14 protein-coding genes and 1 pseudogene are annotated in these 16,338 nt (G+C 62.6%); 2 read left to right on the top strand and 13 right to left on the bottom strand.

All coding sequences use genetic code 11. The features are described from left to right. Positions 1 to 6: 6 nt before the first annotated feature. The 10 genes and pseudogenes from ACLH0H_RS26595 to ACLH0H_RS26550 form a co-directional block, all read right to left on the bottom strand. On the bottom strand, positions 7 to 1,662 hold the full coding sequence (locus ACLH0H_RS26595) for a methyl-accepting chemotaxis protein (protein WP_411380330.1): 1,656 nt from the start codon (positions 1,660 to 1,662) through the stop codon (positions 7 to 9). Between the two features lie 28 nt (positions 1,663 to 1,690). Further along, complete coding sequence (locus tag ACLH0H_RS26590; RefSeq protein WP_411380329.1) at positions 1,691 to 3,721, bottom strand: chemotaxis protein CheA; 2,031 nt, start codon at positions 3,719 to 3,721, stop codon at positions 1,691 to 1,693. Positions 3,722 to 3,763: 42 nt separating this feature from the next. Next, positions 3,764 to 4,051, bottom strand: coding sequence for a lipid asymmetry maintenance protein MlaB (locus ACLH0H_RS26585; RefSeq protein WP_411380328.1), 288 nt, complete (start codon positions 4,049 to 4,051; stop codon positions 3,764 to 3,766). Positions 4,052 to 4,071: 20 nt separating this feature from the next. Beyond that, a complete protein-coding gene (locus ACLH0H_RS26580; RefSeq protein ID WP_076952285.1) occupies positions 4,072 to 4,440 on the bottom strand; it encodes a response regulator in 369 nt (122 codons plus the stop codon). A 10-nt stretch (positions 4,441 to 4,450) separates the two neighbouring features. Further along, positions 4,451 to 5,395, bottom strand: a pseudogene (locus ACLH0H_RS26575) (methyl-accepting chemotaxis protein); the annotation flags it as partial. A gap of 382 nt (positions 5,396 to 5,777) precedes the next feature. Continuing rightward, a complete protein-coding gene (locus ACLH0H_RS26570) occupies positions 5,778 to 6,308 on the bottom strand; it encodes a sterol desaturase family protein (protein ID WP_411380327.1) in 531 nt (176 codons plus the stop codon). A 35-nt stretch (positions 6,309 to 6,343) separates the two neighbouring features. Further along, positions 6,344 to 6,832 carry a response regulator gene (locus tag ACLH0H_RS26565; protein ID WP_076952282.1) on the bottom strand — a complete coding sequence of 163 codons (489 nt, stop codon included), beginning with the start codon at positions 6,830 to 6,832 and terminating at the stop codon, positions 6,344 to 6,346. Further along, on the bottom strand, positions 6,829 to 9,144 hold the full coding sequence (locus tag ACLH0H_RS26560) for an ATP-binding protein (protein WP_411380326.1): 2,316 nt from the start codon (positions 9,142 to 9,144) through the stop codon (positions 6,829 to 6,831). Before ACLH0H_RS26560 ends, ACLH0H_RS26565 begins: the two co-directional genes overlap by 4 nt. Then, the gene (locus ACLH0H_RS26555; RefSeq protein WP_411380325.1) at positions 9,141 to 9,794 is read right to left on the bottom strand and encodes a response regulator; all 654 of its coding nucleotides are present in this window, start codon (positions 9,792 to 9,794) and stop codon (positions 9,141 to 9,143) included. Before ACLH0H_RS26555 ends, ACLH0H_RS26560 begins: the two co-directional genes overlap by 4 nt. Further along, positions 9,791 to 10,957: a sensor histidine kinase gene (locus ACLH0H_RS26550; RefSeq protein ID WP_411380324.1), complete on the bottom strand. Its 1,167-nt coding sequence runs from the start codon at positions 10,955 to 10,957 to the stop codon at positions 9,791 to 9,793. Before ACLH0H_RS26550 ends, ACLH0H_RS26555 begins: the two co-directional genes overlap by 4 nt. Before the next feature lie 155 nt (positions 10,958 to 11,112). On the opposite strand from ACLH0H_RS26550, the gene ACLH0H_RS26545 reads away from it, so the two are divergent. Beyond that, on the top strand, positions 11,113 to 11,631 hold the full coding sequence (locus ACLH0H_RS26545) for an SgcJ/EcaC family oxidoreductase (protein WP_411380323.1): 519 nt from the start codon (positions 11,113 to 11,115) through the stop codon (positions 11,629 to 11,631). Positions 11,632 to 11,846: 215 nt separating this feature from the next. Here ACLH0H_RS26545 and ACLH0H_RS26540 read toward each other — a convergent pair whose 3' ends face one another. Together ACLH0H_RS26540 and ligD are read right to left on the bottom strand one after the other, a co-directional pair. Further along, a complete protein-coding gene (locus ACLH0H_RS26540) occupies positions 11,847 to 12,071 on the bottom strand; it encodes a DUF2188 domain-containing protein (protein ID WP_411380322.1) in 225 nt (74 codons plus the stop codon). 21 nt (positions 12,072 to 12,092) lie between these two features. After that, complete coding sequence (ligD, locus tag ACLH0H_RS26535; RefSeq protein WP_411380321.1) at positions 12,093 to 15,521, bottom strand: DNA ligase D; 3,429 nt, start codon at positions 15,519 to 15,521, stop codon at positions 12,093 to 12,095. Positions 15,522 to 15,789: 268 nt separating this feature from the next. On the opposite strand from ligD, the gene ACLH0H_RS26530 reads away from it, so the two are divergent. Beyond that, positions 15,790 to 16,005 carry a hypothetical protein gene (locus ACLH0H_RS26530; protein ID WP_411382468.1) on the top strand — a complete coding sequence of 72 codons (216 nt, stop codon included), beginning with the start codon at positions 15,790 to 15,792 and terminating at the stop codon, positions 16,003 to 16,005. Positions 16,006 to 16,012: 7 nt separating this feature from the next. Here the strand turns inward: ACLH0H_RS26530 and ACLH0H_RS26525 are convergent, their stop codons facing one another. Then, positions 16,013 to 16,249 carry a hypothetical protein gene (locus ACLH0H_RS26525; RefSeq protein ID WP_083735353.1) on the bottom strand — a complete coding sequence of 79 codons (237 nt, stop codon included), beginning with the start codon at positions 16,247 to 16,249 and terminating at the stop codon, positions 16,013 to 16,015. Positions 16,250 to 16,338: the final 89 nt, after the last annotated feature.

The following is a 16,338-nucleotide window of genomic DNA, read 5'->3' as shown; positions in this document are numbered from 1 at the left end:
TCAACATCAGAAACGGGTGAATTCCGATTCGTCCGGCGCGCTGGCCATGTTGTAGGCAAACGCCTTGCGCGCTGGCTGCGGTGCAGGGCGCGGTGGTTGGCGGTTTGGCTTGCTGCCCGGGTTTTCCATGCTGCTGTTAACCGCGGCCCTGGGAGCGGAGTCGAGTACGAAGAAGCTCATCGCTTGTTGCAGTTGCTCGGCCTGGCTGCTCATTTCTTCGGCGGTGGCGGCCAGCTCCTCGCTGCTGGAGGCGTTCTGCTGGGTCACCTGGTTGAGCTGGGTCATGGCCGTGTTGATCTGCGCGACACCGGCGGCCTGTTCCTCGGACGCGGCGCTGATTTCCTGCACCAGGTCGGAGGTCTTGTTGATTGATGGCACCATTTCGTCGAGCAACTTGCCGGCCTTCTCGGCCATGTCCACGCTGCTGGACGACAACTCGCCGATTTCCTGCGCGGCGACCTGGCTGCGCTCCGCCAGTTTGCGCACTTCGGCGGCCACCACGGCGAAGCCTTTGCCGTGCTCGCCGGCCCGTGCGGCCTCGATCGCGGCGTTGAGCGCGAGCAGGTTGGTCTGGTAGGCAATGTCATCGATGATGCTGATGCGCTGGGCGATTTTCTTCATCGCCACCACGGTCTGCTGCACCGACTCGCCGCCGTCGGTGGCTTCCTTGGCGGCCTTGCTGGCCATGCCATCGGTGACCTTGGCGTTCTCGGTGTTCTGGTTGATGCTGGCGCTCATCTGCTCCACCGACGCGCTGGTTTCCTCGACGCTGGCGGCCTGCTCACTGGTGGCCTGGCTCATCGACTGCGCGGTGGCGCTGACTTGCTCCGAGGCGCTGGCCAGGTTGTCGGCGGCGTTGCGCACTTCGCCGATGATCAGCGCGAGTTTGCCGACCATATTGCGCATGGCATTGAGCACCATGCCGGTTTCGTCCTTCGAGCCTGGCGCGATAGGGGTGTTGAGGTTGCCTTCGGCCAATTGCTCGGCGGCGGTCGCGGCCAATCGCAGCGGGCGGGAAATGATCCGCGCAATGAACAGGGCCAGGCCCAGGCCGATCAGCAGCGCCGCGCCCAGTACCACGATGATCAACAGGCGTGAACTGTCATACAGCGCCGCACCCTTGTCACCGGCCACGGTGGCGCCGGCGTCATTGAGCTCGACCATTTTTTGCAGGCGGCTGGTCAGCTCATCGAAGTGCACCTTGGAGTCGCCGCGCAGCACGCCGCGCGCCTGGGCTTCCTGATTCTGGCGGGACAGCTCGAACAGTTGCTGGCTGGACGCCAGGTAAGCGCTCCAGGCGCTCTTCACGCCGGCCAAAAGCTGACGGTCTTCGTCGTTCGACAGCATCTGCTCGTAGGTGCCCAGCCGGGTTTCGAACTGCTGGCGGGCCTCGGCGGCTTCGCGCTCGGCCTGGGCTTTTTCCTCGGCGACCTCGGTGCTGATGTTGCGGTTTTCCTTCAAACGATAGTTGGCGGCAAAAAAACGCATGCCGGCCGCCGCGCGCATCGACGGCATCCAGTTGCCCCTGATCTCCTGCGCCGCATTGTTGACGGCGCCGAGCTGTGCGATGGCGAACACGCCCATGACCGCCGTCAACGCCAGGACCACCAGGAATGAGCTGATCAGCTTGGTGGAAATTTTAAGATCGTAGAACCATTTCATCAGGGAATCTCCATGGAAAGCAAATACGTCAGCGAACGACGACCGGGGGCGATTGAGGCGCCAGGGGCGTGCGGGCTTCTTGTTGTACGATTTGATTGAGCAGTGCCGGTATATCCAGAATCAGCGCCACCGCGCCGCTGCCTAGGATGGTCGAGCCGCTGATGCCGCGCAGCGCGCCGAACAGCTTGCCCAAGGGTTTGATCACGGTCTGGAACTCGCCGAGCAGCTCATCCACCACCAGCCCGGCCTTGTGCTCGGCGTAGCGCACCACCACTACATTCTGGCGGCGGGCCGCCAGGCCTTCGTGGCTGAAGTGGTCACGCAGGTGCACCAGTGGCAGCACTTCGCCGCGCAGGTCGAGGTAGCCCTGGTTGCGGCTGGATTGGCGCTGGCGTTCATCCAGCTCGATGCATTCCTGGACCATGTCCAGGGGAATCACGTAGGTGGACTGGTCGATGCCCACCAAAAAGCCATTGATGATCGCCAGGGTCAGCGGCAGGCGGATGCGTACCACGGTGCCCTGGCCCGGGTGGCTGTCGAGGTCGACGGTGCCGCGCAACAGGGTGATATTGCGCTTGACCACATCCATGCCGACGCCGCGCCCGGAGAGGTTGGTCACCGTCTCGGCCGTGGAGAAACCGGCTTCGAAAATCAGGTTGTAGATTTCCTGGTCGGTGAGCACCGCACCACTGGCGACCAGCCCGCGTTCCTGGGCTTTTTCCAGGATACGTTCGCGGTTGAGCCCGGCGCCGTCATCGGCGATTTCGATGACGATGCTGCCCGAGTCGTGGTAGGCATTCAGGCTCAGGTGCCCCTTGGCGGACTTGCCGGCGGCCAGCCGTGCTTCGGCGTTTTCGATGCCGTGGTCCATGGCGTTGCGTAGCAGGTGCATCAGCGGGTCGCCGATTTTCTCCACCACGGTCTTGTCCAGTTCGGTTTCCGCGCCGCTGATGATCAGGTCGATGTCCTTGCCCAGTTCCTGGCTGACATCGCGCACCACGCGGCGAAAGCGGTTGAACGTGTCGCCGATGGGGATCATGCGCAGGTGCAGCGCGCCATCGAGAATCTCTTCCACCAGCCCCGATACGGTCGAAGTGGCTTCCTGCAGCGGGTCGTTGTTGCACGACCGCGCCAGCAGACTCGCACCAGCGCTGGCGATCACCAGCTCACCGACCAGGTTGATCAGCTCGTCGAGCTTGTCGGCATTGACCCTCACGTAGTTGCCGTCCCGAGGCTTCTCACTGGTCGCGGCCACGCGTTGCGGCGCGGGCGGGGCGTATTCGGGCTGGGCGACCAGCTCGGTCGCGGGGCAGGCAGTGCTGTCGCAGGCTTCGTCGACGGCGCTGATGTCCACTTCACAGTCGTCACGCACAAAGTCGAACACTTCGTTGAGGGTGGCGTGGCTGGCCGTCGAGCGCAGGTCAATCTCGAACCCCAGGTAGCAGCTTTCCGGGTCCCAGCTGTCCACGGCGGGAATGCCGTCGGTCAAGGTGGTGACCTGCAACAGCGTGCCCAGGGTGTCGAGGTAACGCAGAAAGGACAGCGGGTCCATGCCGTTGCGAAAGACGTCCACGCCGAAGCGCAGGGAAATATGCCAGAGCACGTCGGCCGCCGTGTCGTCGTCCACCACGGCGATTTCGACGTTGGCGGTGGCGGTGTGCATCGGCTGATAGGCACTCAGCGCCTCGCGCAACGCCTCACCGCGCTCCAGCGCGGCGGGTGTCAGGGCCTCACCGCGGCTGGCGACTACGTCAACCAGTTCGAGCATGTGGTCGCCGCACTTGAGCAGCAGCGCGATCAAGGCGGCGTCCACCGCCACACTGCCGTCGCGCAGGCGGTCGAGCACGTCTTCGACGATATGGGTAAAGCCCACGATCGGCGCCAGGCCGAACAGCCCGGCGGAGCCCTTGATGGTGTGCGCGGCGCGGAATATCGCACCGATGGCATCTTCATCGCCGGGCTCGCTCTCCAGTTGCAGCAGGGATTGCTCCATGGCCTGCAGCAGTTCGCGCGCCTCGACGATAAATGTCTGCTGTGCCTGATCGAGATTGATGCTCACCTGGACCTTCCTTGTCGATCGTTGAACGGGCTGTGACGCGGGCTAAAAGGCACCGTTGCGACACAATTGCAAAGCTTGCGCGACCGCCTGGCTCTGGCCGGCCAGGCTCAAGGCCGTGCCGGTATGGCCCGCTTCGCGCTGGATGACCGCCAGCAATTGCAGGCCGGCGCCGTCCATTTCCGTGACCTGGGACAGGTCCAGCTGCAGGCGCGGCGCCGCGCCGATGTGTGGCAGCAGCGCGGCGGCCAGCTCGGCCACCGTATAGATGGTCAGTTCGCCGTCGATACCGACGTGGGCGGTGTCGTCGAGTGTTTCACGGGTGATCGGCATGCAAAACTCCTTGGCCGCAATCAGGGCAGGATCAGCTTGGACACCGCCGCCAGCATCTGCGCCGGCTGGAACGGCTTGACCACCCAGGCCTTGGCACCGGCGGCCTGGCCTTCGGCTTTCTTCGATTCCTGGGACTCGGTGGTCAGCATGATGATCGGGGTGAACTTGTAGTTGGCCAGCTTCTTGACCTCCTTGACGAAGGTGATGCCGTCCATGTTCGGCATGTTCACGTCGCTGATGATCAGGTGCACCTTCTGCCCGGTGAGCTTGTTCAGGGCGTCCCTGCCATCGCTGGCCTCGATCACGTCGTAGCCGGCGCTTTTCAAGGCAATGCCAACCACTTGCCGAACGCTGCTGGAGTCGTCGACCACTAATACATTCTTCGCCATGAGGGGCTCCCTAAAAGAAAGTTATGTCTTGAGAATTCTGTTGCGCGGCCGCTTGGCCATGGTGGGTGCGGCGCTGCTCGTCGGTGGCGTAGGTGGACTCCATGCGTGCCAGCCACTGCCGGGCATCGATCGCCACCGGCGCATCCGGTGACTGGCTGGCCTGCTGCAGGTGTTCATGCAGGGCGTGCATGTTGTCGCGCACGTGACTGAGGATCTGGCTGACGCGGTCCTGGAACTGCAGGTTGACCAGCACCTCGGTCATCTCGTCGCGAATCCCGTAGCTTTCCTGCTTGAGCAGGTCGGCGGAGTCGGCCAGGTGACCGGTAATGTTCTGAAAACGCTCGAGCACCGACTGGATGCTTTGCTCGGAGGCGGCCACCGAGTGGCTGTCCTGGTCGGCGCTGCTGGAAGCCGCCTGCACCAGTTGGGTAATCGCGTTATTGATGATGTCGACCTTGGCTGACATCTGCTGGCCGGTCTCGCTGGACTTGCTCGACAGGCTGCGCACCGCATCGGCCACCACTGCGAACCCGCGACCGGCTTCACCGGCCCGCGCCGCCTCGATGGCCGCATTGAGGGCGAGCAAGTTGGTCTGTGCCGCGATGGCCGCCACATCGGCGGCCATGGTGCGCAGCTCACCGGTATAGGCGGTAAGGCCGCGCACTTGGGACAGGGTCTGGTCACGGCTCGATTGAGTGGCCTTGAGGGAGTCGATCACCTGGCTCAACTCGCTGTCGCTGCGGGCCAGAACCTTGAGCGCCCCGTCGGCCGCCTGGCCATCCAGCTCGCCGGCGGCTTGCTGCGAGGCGTGCACGGTGTCTTGCAGCCGCGCGGAAATCCCGGTGAAACGGTTGGCCAAGCTCACAATGGCGTCTTCGGTCAGTTGGCGCGAGCTTTCCACGTGCTTGGCCCAGATCGGCATGGCACCCAGCAATACTTCATCGAGCTGTGCCCGTGAATCCAGGCTGGTTTGCCTGGCCTGGGCAATCGAAGGGTCTTCCAGCACCAGGGCGTGCAGCACCGCCTGACGTTGGGCCCGCGTATTCAAGGCGCATGCCCCGAGGCCGACCAGCACCAGCAGCACGCAGACGGCGAGATTGGCGGGGCTGGCGGATTGTACGAGTATCCACGCCACGGCGGGGACGACCGGGAGTAAAGCGAACCAGAGAAAGCGTGGATGAGCGGAAAGGGCGGTACGGCTGGATTGACTCGGCGGCATGAGTTCGTTCCCTGAACGATGTTACGGATATAAACAACATAGGAGTTATCCGCCCCATTCGCCGCAACTTTAGCCCTGTCTGGCGCCTTCCGTCTGGTTTATGACGGCTACGTTACCTTTACTCCACTGTTTCAACCCGCGCCGGGGTACGAATGAAGGTACGAAACACGTGATCCCACAGCGGTGAGGAGACGCCGAAGTTTTTTTCGATACCTTGGCGATGATGCAGGTCGTGATTGGCAACCAGGCCCGGAATGTACGGATACGCCCAATGCTCGGGACGGTGCATCACGTAGTGCACCGAGATGTAATAGAAGTAGCCGGTGACTGCGCCGATAAACAATGAGGTCAGGCCGGTGCACCAGGCCAACAGCAGCAATGCGGCAAAGGTGGAGCTGGTTTTCCAGCTCGACACCCCGATATAGGCCAGTACATCAATGTGATGGGTCCAGTGCTCGCGACGGTACAGCGAGTGGAACAAAAAGCGGTGCGCCGAATACTCCACCAGCGTCCAGGCCAAGAGGCCGGCGAGCAGTTGCCATGGGTCAAGGGGAGCCAGCGAGAGCGCGAGGCCGATGAACAAGGGAATGGTGAAGAAATCCAGGTAGTACGCGGCCGACGACATCAGCCATTTGTTCGAAGCCGCCATGTGCGGGTCTTCCTTGAGGTGCGATCGATGGGGAACTAGGCCGGAGTGTCCCCGGCGGCGTGGAGATTGCCCATTGATTCACGCCGTTGCAACAGCTCAATCCGCTGCGTCGGCACCAACCGGCGCAAGGTGGTGTACAGCGCCCGGGTTTCCAGCAGGTTCCACACCCGCAACATGGTTTCCAGCGCATCCAAAGGCTTGCTGATGAAATCCCGCGCGCCGAGGGCCAGGGCGCGCAGGCGGGTGTCGCGGGTGGCGTCGGCGGTGAGTACCAGGATCGGCAGGTATTCGCCGTCGGGGATGCGCCGGTTGAGCTGTTCCAGCACCGCGAAGCCGTCAAGCTCGGGCATGTGCAAGTCCAGAATCACCAGGTCCGGTTCGAAACTGTTGAACAGCTCCAGGGTGCGCAGCGGCTCGGTGCTGCTCAGCACGTTGGTCAGCCCTTCGCGCGCCAGCAGTTGCTCCACCAGGTCGAGGTTCGGGCGTTGGTCGTCGATGATCAGAATGCGCAGGTCGAGGTTCACACAGGCTCCGGAAAATACTGGTCGAGGTGGGCAAGAAACGCCGGGATATTGATAGGCTTGCTCAGGACCGCCGTTGCGCCGGCATCTTGCAAGGCTTGACGGGTGAGGTCGCTGGCGTCGGCGATGATCATCAGTACCGGGGTTTTGCGGGTGATCGGCGAGTCGCGCAAGCGTTGCAGTACCTTCACGCCATCGATGTCCGGCAGCGAAACATCCAGCAGGATCAACTGCGGCCTATGCTGGGCGGCCAGGTCCAGGCCCAGTTGGCCTTGCATGCTCGACAGCAGCTTTATGCCCGGCCGGCGTTGCAGCAGGGTTTCGAGCAGCGCCAGGCTGGAAAGGTTGTCTTCGATGCACAGCACCTTGCCCAGGAAGGCGCGAACGGCGGGGGCAGGGCGCGCCAACGCGGTGTCGATGACGGGCGCGGCGAGAGCCGTGGAGCCCGGCACGCGCACGAACGGCAGCTCCAGGGTAAAGCGCGAGCCGACACCGGCCTGGCTGTGCACGGTCAAGCGGCCGTGCATGTTTTCCAGCAGGCTTTTGCTCAGCGCCAGGCCCAGGCCGCTGCCTTCCACATTCGGGTCGGCGCCCAGGCGCTCGAACGGCGTGAACAGTTGTCCCAGGCGATCAGCCGCAATGCCGTGGCCGGTGTCGCACACCGACACTTCGAAGCGTGGCCCGCTGACACCGACCTCGATGCTCACCTGGCCTTCGCGCCGGTTGTATTTGATCGCATTGGACAGCAGGTTCAGCAGCACCTGGGTCAGGCGCTGACGGTCGGCAACGATACCCGTGTCCGCCGCCAACACCGGCAAGGGTTGCATGCGGATACCCGCGTCGGCGGCCATGGGCGACACCAGCGTCAGCGCCTCTTGCAACACGCCCGCCAGCGGGATCGGCGCGATATTCAGCGCCAGGCTTCCCGCTTCGATCTTGGCGATGTCCAGCACCTCGTTGATCAACGTCAGCAGATGCTGGCCGGCGCGCAGGATATGCCTGACGTGGGCCTTTTGCCCCGATAGCGCATCCATTTCCAACAGCTGCGCAAACCCCAGGATCGAATTGAGCGGTGTACGCAGCTCGTGACTCATGCGCGACAGGAACTCGCTTTTGGCGCGGCTGGCGCGTTCGGCTTCTTCGCGGGCGGTGCGCAAGGCAATCTCGGCGGCGCGGCGGTCGGTAATGTCGCGGGTGATCTTGGAGAAGCCGCGCAGCGCCCCGGTGCCGTCGTACTGGGCGGTGATCACCACGCTGGCCCAGAAGCGCGTGCCGTCCTTGCGGCAGCGCCAGCCCTCTTCGGTGTAGTCGCCATTGCGGGTGGCTTCGCGCAGGGCCATGTCCGGGTGCTGCGGGCATTCGTCGCGCAGGTAGAACACCGAGAAATGCTGGCCGATGATTTCCTGTTCGGTATAGCCCTTGATGCGTTCGGCACCGTTGTTCCAACTGGTGACATGGCCTGCGGTGTCGAGGGCGAAGATCCCGTAGTCCTTGACCCCGTCGATGATCAGCCGCAAGCGTTCCTCGTTGTCGCGCAGCGCGCGTTCACGTTCGGCCAGCAGCAACCCGGCCTCCACCAGGCGGGTGCCCAGTTGGCCGATCTCATCCTGTTCCGGTGGCTGCGCAAGCAAGGGCTGGCCCAGCGCCAGGCGTTGCGCATTGCGCTGTACATTCTGCACCCGCGCGACAATGCCCTTGGACAGGAACAGCACCGCGACAATGGCGCCGAACAGCCCGCAGATCGCCGCCAGCCAGGTGGACAGCAACAAGCGTTGACGGGTCTCGTAGGCCGCGGTGCTGCGCTCGGCCAGCAACGAAGCCTCCAGGGTCAGCATGGTGCTGATGTGTTGGCGCAAGGCATCGAGGATGTGTTTGTTGCTGATCAGAATGGCGCTGATCGATTGCGCGCTGGCGTGGCTGTCGTTGAGCATCTCTTCAAGCCCGTCGGCCTTTGCGTCGATCAGCGGCTTTATCGCGTTGAGCTGCTCACGCACCCGCTGATCGCGCACGTTGCGGTCGAGCCGCAACAGCGCGGCGTCAATCTGCGGCCTGGCGTTGCGGTAACTGGGCAGGAAGTCTTCGCGGCGGGTCAGCAGGTAACCGCGCACACTGGCCGCCGCTTCCGCGAGCAAGGTGTGCACGGCCTGGATATCGCCTTGCACGCGCAGCACCCGGCGCACATCTTCTTCGGCGCGCGCGGTCTGGCGTTCGGTGGTGTAGATCAGTACCAGGGACAGCAACAGCACCACCAATGGCAATGAAATAACCACCAGCGCCTTGCCGCGCAGTGGCAGGTCGGCCCAACGCCGCTTCATGGTTGCGCCACCAGGCCCAGGGCGATGCCGCGCACGGCGGCCTGGGTGCGGTCGGCGGCGCCGAGCTTGCCGATCACCCGCTCCACATGGGCTTTGGCCGTGCCGGTGGTAATCCCCAGGTGTTCACCGATGGCGCGGTTGCTCATGCCGTTGGCGACCAGGCCAAGCACCTGGCGCTCCCGCGGGGTGAGGTGTTCGCTGGGGGCCGCGCCGCTGGTATGGCGTTCGGTCATGCGCCGCAACAGGCGCGCGCTGACCGTAGTGTCCAGCGCTTCGCCACCGGCTGCCACGGTTTGCAGGGCCTGGATCACCTCGTCACGACTGGCGTCCTTGAGCAAATAGCCGACCGCCCCGGCGCTCATCGCCGCTTCCAGGTGATCGGGGCTGTCGTCCATGGTGAACATCACCACTTTTACCGTCGGCAGGCGTTGCTGCAGCAGGCGTGCGGCGCCCAGGCCGTTGAGCACCGGCATGCGGATATCGAGGATGACGATATCCGGCAGCAGCTGTTCGCACAGTTGCACCGCGTGCTGGCCGTCACGTGCCTGGCCGACCACCTCGAACTGCGGATGACCGGCGAGCAGCGCGACGAAACCGGTACGCGTCACTTCATGGTCATCGGCCAGGACCAGGCGTAACACGGGGCTCATTGCGCAGCTCCATTCACAAGGGCAGGCACGCTGGCCTGCACCTGGGTGCCGCCGCCGACCACGCTGACACAGCTGAAGCGGCCGCCCAGCAGGCTGGCGCGCTCCTGCATGGTGGCAAGGCCCACATGGTCCGCCCCGTTCCGGTGCGGGTCATGTGCGAAGCCCTTGCCGTTGTCATCGACTTGCAGGATGGCCGTCTCGTCGCGCAATTCCAGGGTCAGCGCTACCTGGCTTGCCTGCGCATGTTTGAGCACGTTATTGATCGCTTCCTGGCCGATCCTGAACACAGCGATCTCCACCGGACTGGGCAGCCGTGCCGCACAGTGCGAGCGCCACAGCACCTGGATGCCGGCATCACGCAGGCGGTCGGCTTCTTTGTCGAGGGCCTTGAACAGGCCGAAATCGTCGAGCACCGTGGGGCGCAGGCCCGCGATCAGTTGCCGGCCTTCACCCACAGAGTGTTGGGCCAGGCTGAGAATCGCCTGCAGATCCGCGGCCAGAGCATCCGGCAGCGTGGGGCAGCGACCGGCGAACCCTTGCAGGCGTTGATGCAAGCCAGCGAGGGTCTGCGCCAGGCCGTCGTGCAGGTCGTAGGCCACGCGTTTGCGTTCATCTTCCTGGGCACGAAGCAAGCGGTTGACCAGGTCGGACAGCGCGCGGTCGCGGGCCTTGAGCGTGGTCAGCAGACGCTGGTTTTGCAGGTGCGCGGCCAGCAGCGTGGCGAGCAATTGCAGGGATTCGCTGTCTTCATGCTCCGGCGCGCGCAGGCTGACGCTATTGCCCAGCACCAGCACGCCAAAGGCCTGGCCATCACTGCCTCGCAATGGCACCTGCAGCACGTTGTGCGGCGACGCGTGCCAGTGTGGCGCACACAGGTCGCGGTCGGCGAGGGTAGTCAGGCGGGCGATGTGCGCGGGGCTGCCATGGCGCGCGGTGACACTCGCGCAGCCCTCGGCATCCCATTCCTGCAGTAGGCCGTGGTCCATGGCGAGGAATGCGCAAGCCCTGGCAAGCACGCGTTCGCGCATGGCCTGGGGCGGCAATTGGGCCAGTTCCTGCCCGGTATCCACCAAGAGCCGCAGGCGTGCCGTGCGGCTTTGCGATTGACGAAAATGCGCGCGCATGGCCAAGGCGCTGCCGGGATCTAGAGGCGTGTTGTGCATGGTGAGCGTTCCGGTCGCAAGGACGCTCATTAGACCCCGCCAGGCACCCCGGGCGCTATCTGCCATATGGCATAGGCAAATGCCTCCACTTGGCCGATGGCACGGGACGGGCAGCTTGGCAAAGTGGCCTCACCGACCACCCCTGGAGTTTCGCCATGCAATTCAAACCCGCTGCACTCGCCCTGATGTTTGCCTTGAGCGTACCCTTTGTCCAGGCTGCCGACACGAGCCCCTATGTCTACCGTGAAGTGGCCCAGGCCCCGACGAATGTGAAAGACCGTGAGATTGCCGGCCTGTTCGACCGTTGGAACAGCGCCCTGCAGACCGGTAACGTCAAGTCGGTGGTGGACCTGTATGCGCCTGGCGCGGTGCTGCAACCCACCGTGTCCAACCAGGTGCGCACTACGCCCGAGCAGATCGGCGACTACTTCGACCACTTCCTGGCACTCAAGCCGGTGGGGCAGATCAACTACCGCGAGATCCGCCAGCTGGGCAGCAACGTGGCCATGGACAGCGGCGTCTACACCTTCACCCTGACCGAGGCCAACGGCCAGGTGCGCCATGTGCAGGCCCGCTATACCTTCGTCTACGAGCAGGTGGGCGGGCAGTGGAAGATCCTCAACCATCACTCCTCGGCGATGCCTGAGGTGCAGGCCAAACACGCGAAGCAGTGAGGTTGCGTTCGGCCAGCGTGGTTGGCGGGTGCCTGAGATCAAGGTCAAAAGCCAGAGCAGTCTGAGGTTTACCTGATGTATAGAGATCAATGTGGGAGCGGGCTTGCTCGCGAATGCGATGGATCAGTCGATTAATTCGGCGACTGACACACCGCATTCGCGAGCAAGCCCGCTCCCACATTTGACCTTCGTAGCTTTGAGTAATGCGTTCGCCGCTAGCCTTTGGTTTTCCGGGGATCGGCGCTGCGAGGGTAGGTGCGCTCTTCCTGAATCGAACCGTCTTGCTTGTGGATCTTCAGCGAGGCGGTCTTACCCTCAAGAAACTCACTGGCCAATTTTACGATTTCGGCCTTGGTGGTCGCCGTCTTCGATGCGCGTTCCGAACCTTGCTTCTTCAATGCCCAACCGTTTTCAGTCGGCGTGATGTGGAAGTCATCCATTTCATTTCTCCTGCAGTGGTGCTACTTGAGGCCGATGCGTTTACGCATTTGGGCCGTGATGGTTTGCTTGGTTCCAGGCAGATCCGCCCACGGATCCACGTCCAGTTCGCCCAGCCGCTCATGCAAGTTGCGGATGTTCCAGACGTTGGCGCCCTTGATGTCTTTGATTTCTTCGCGAAAAATCGGTACCGACACCGGCAGCCCCTCGCGGCTGCGCGCGGCATAGGCGCAGATCGTGGTCGCGCCAAGGCCGTTGCGTAAGTAGTCGATGAAAATCCGCCCGACTCGATTCTTCGGCCCGGAAACCGCCGAGAACCGGTCTGGCAACAGCGTGGCGATATGTTTGACAATCGCGTGGCTGAAGCTTTTTACCGCGTCCCAGTCGGCTTTCGGGGTCAGCGGCACGACGATGTGGATGCCCTTGCCTCCGCTGGTTTTCAAGAACGACTTGAGGCCCAGTTCGTCCAGCACCGTCAGGGTCAATTCGGTGGCTTCCACCATGCTTTTCCATGGCAGCGCAGGGTCGGGGTCGAGGTCGAGAATGAAGCGATCGGGACGCTGCAGGTCTTTGGACACGGCGTTCCAAGTATGCAGCTCGATGGTACTCATCTGCACCGCGCCCAGCAGCGCCTCGATGTTGTTGATCAACATCACCGGATGGCCGGTGGCTTCCTTGCCGATGATCTCGATGCCGGGGATCGCCAGGCGCTCTGCGTTTTTCTGGAAGAACAGTTCACCGCCAATACCGTCCGGGGCGCGCACCAGGGCGACCGGGCGATTGAGCAACTGCGGCAGCAGCCATTCGGAGACGCCAATGTAGTAATCCGCCAGGTCACGCTTGGTCGAGCTGCTGCTCGGGTCAATTACCCGTTGGGGATGGGTGAGCCGAATCTTGGTTGAGCCATCGTCGCCCGTCTTACGCTTGGCCTTGGTCGCAGCCTGTTGTTTGGCGGGTGGTTTTTTTTCGCCTTCAGGGGCGGGGGCAGGGCGCTCTTCAGTGATGGATTGGGCCGGTTTGTCGTTGCGCAGGCCTTGGAACACGGCGTGTCTTACCGAACCGTCCTTGGTGATCTCGGCAAAGGCGACTTCGGCCAGAAGCGACGGCTTGAGCCAATGCACGTCCTTGGCTTCAAAACCCGTCGGCGGGTTGACCATGGCAGGCTTCTTGGTTTCCAGCGGGGTGAGCTGTTCGTAGATCGTGCTCAGTGTGACCTGATTGAACCCCGTGCCAACCTTGCCCGCGTATTTGAGCGCGTTGCTGTCGGCATCGTGCAGGCCCAGCAGCAGCGCGCCGAATTTACTGCGCGCGCCCTTTGGCTCGGTGTAGCCGACAATGACGAACTCCTGCCGGCGTTTACATTTGAGTTTGATCCAGTCGCCGCTGCGCCGGGAAACATAGGGGCTGCCCATGCGCTTGCCGATCAGGCCCTCCATCTGCATCTGGCAAGCGCTGTTGAGCAGTGCATCCGGTGTTTCGGCGAAGTCATCCGAATAGCGCAGTACTTCATCCTCACTGCGCTCCAGCACCTTGGACAAGGCTTCCCGTCGTTGCTCCACCGGCACTTCGCGCAGGTCCATGCCGTTGAGAAAAGGCATGTCGAACAGGTAGTAGACGATGTTGCCGCTGCGGCCAAGCTCGAAAGCGTTCTGCAGGGCCTGGAAATCCGGCACGCCGCGCTCGTTGGCCACGACCACTTCGCCATCGAGCCACGCGGACTCCAGGGCGAGGCTGGCAATCGCCTCGGCCTGGCGCGGAAGCTTGTGTGTCCAATCATGGCCATTGCGTGTGAACAGCTGCACCTTGCCTTGATCCACACGGGCCATGATGCGGTAGCCATCGAACTTGACCTCGTAACGCCAGTCACCGTCGGGTGCGGAGTCCACCAGGGTGGCCAGTTCTGGCTTGAGAAGCTCGGGAAGCTCGGCCGGCTGGGCATTGACCAACTGAGTGTGTGCCGGCTTTGCGCGCGCGGCGGCCGTCTTCTTGACGGGCTTGGGTTCGGCGGCTTTTCCCGGGCGCTTCTTCTGCACGAGGGTGCGGTCACTCAGCACGCTGTGGGGTTCAGCCTTGACGATGTCGTAATCGCTTTCCGGGCGCGCGAATTCGTCTTGGTGTTTGATCAGGAACCATTGCTCCTGCTTGCCGGGCATGTGCGTCTTGACCAGGTTCCACACGCCGCCGAGTTTTTCGCCCTGTAACTCGAATTTCAGCCGGCCTTTGGCGTAGGCCTCGGCGGGATCGGACAAGGGCTTCCAGATACCGCGGTCCCAGACGATGACGTCACCGGCGCCGTAATGCCCCTGCGGTATCGTGCCTTCAAATGTCGCGTAATCCAGCGGGTGGTCTTCGACGTGCACGGCCAGGCGTTTGGATTTGGGGTCCAGCGACGGGCCCTTGGGCACCGCCCAGCTTTTCAGCGTGCCGTTGAGCTCCAGGCGAAAGTCGTAATGCAGGCGCGTCGCGTCGTGCTTCTGGATGCAAAACTGCAGCGCAGCGGGCTCGTCGGCTTTTTTCCTGGTTGGCTTGCGTGGCTTCGCGGCGCCCGAGGGTTCCGAGGTCGCATCGAAATCACGCTTGCGGTTGTATTCATCAAGGGAGTCGGTGGTGCGCGCGGTGGCTTGCGTGTCGGCTGGGCTGCGCTTCGGGGCTTTTTTGGCGCTGGATTTGCGAGATGAGATTTCGATCCAGGTCGGCGCGTGATCACTGGCATGCTCTTCGCCGCGTACCCATGCATCCACACCGGCGTTTTTCAGATGAGGGGCGAGCACCGGGTTCAGCAGCAGATGGTCGATGCGCAAACCGGAATTCTTCTGCCAGTGCTGACGGAAATAATCCCAGAACGTGTACACGCGTTCGTCCGGATACAGGTGCCTCACCGAGTCGATCCAACCCTGGTCCAGCAGCCGTTGAAAGCATTCGCGGCTTTGCGGCTGGAGCAGGGCGTCCTTGAGCCATGAGCGGGTGTTGTAGATGTCGAAGTCGGTGGGCACCACGTTGTAGTCGCCCGCCAGCACCACCGGGTGTTCGCTGGCTTGCAGCGTTTGGGCATGGGTGATCAGGTGCTCGAACCACTTGAGTTTGTAATCGAACTTGGGCCCCGGTTGCGGGTTTCCATTGGGCAGGTACAGGCAGCCGACCACCACGCCGTGGGCCGCAGCCTCCAGGTAGCGAGACTGCGAATCGTCTTGCGCGCCAGGCAGGCCTTTGTGAATCAGCAGGGGTTCGGAATCCCGCGCAAGTATGGCCACGCCGTTCCACGACGCTTGGCCATGGTGCAGGCAACCATAACCGGCTGCTTCGATATCCTTGGCAGGAAACGCCTTGTCCTGGGCCTTCAATTCCTGCAGGCAGACGATGTCCGGGCGCTCTTTTTCAAGCCATCGCAGCAGGTTCGGCAGTCGCGCCCCTATGCCATTGACGTTGAATGTAGCGATCTTGAGGTTCTGCATGGGCTCGATCCTTTGCTCTACTCGCAACCTACTTATCGGAGTATCAGAAACCGGAGCGAGTTCTATTTGTTTGACGCTGCGCTTGTGGAAGGACCAGGCTCATCCAGATACTTTAAACCTTCTGCCCAGGCGCACTGTCGATTACTGAAGACACTTTTGCAGGTAGAGGGAACATCAATGACAGGGGTTGCGGGACTTGCCCATGACGACAACGGCATGCCAAACCGGGTGACGCTTGGCGCTTATTGATTGGGTGCAATGGCCGGCCATGGTCGTGACCGTTATCTCGGCGTGGTTTATCGGCTCTCAACGGCCTCGCCGGCGCATGATCGCGTTTTGGGGGTTTATCCTCAGCAACCTGTTATGGGTAGTGTGGGGATGGCACGCCAATGCGTTTGGCCTGATTGCGCTGGAGTGCATTCTGCTGGGCATGAACGCCAGGGGCTTCAGGAAGAACCAGCGCAATCAGCAGACTTGCGAGTAAGTCGCGGTTATTGATTGCTGAAATTTTTTTTAAACCCCCGCAAGTTCATTGTGCACAGACAGATCTGCAGCACGATCAGCGCGTACGCCTGCGCGTAGGCGCCCCAGATAACCCACAGGATATTGCTCAATATGAAACAGAAGAACCCGGCCATTCTTCTTGCCGGGCGTTGCGAGCCGATAAGCCATGCCGCGATCACTGTGACCACCATGGCCGGCCATTGAACCCAATCCACGTAACTCAAGACGCCTCCTCTAATCACATGCGGTTTAAAGAAGAGAGGCTCCCAACGAAGAATAATTCAGATTTTTTGTAGTGAGCGGGCTTGCCCCG

Origin of the sequence: Pseudomonas sp. MPB26 (assembly GCF_046605355.1) — a bacterium.
Lineage (GTDB): Bacteria > Pseudomonadota > Gammaproteobacteria > Pseudomonadales > Pseudomonadaceae > Aquipseudomonas > Aquipseudomonas cedrina.
The sequence above is the reverse complement of the archived record's forward strand: the minus strand, read 5'-3'. Positions and strand labels throughout refer to the sequence as shown.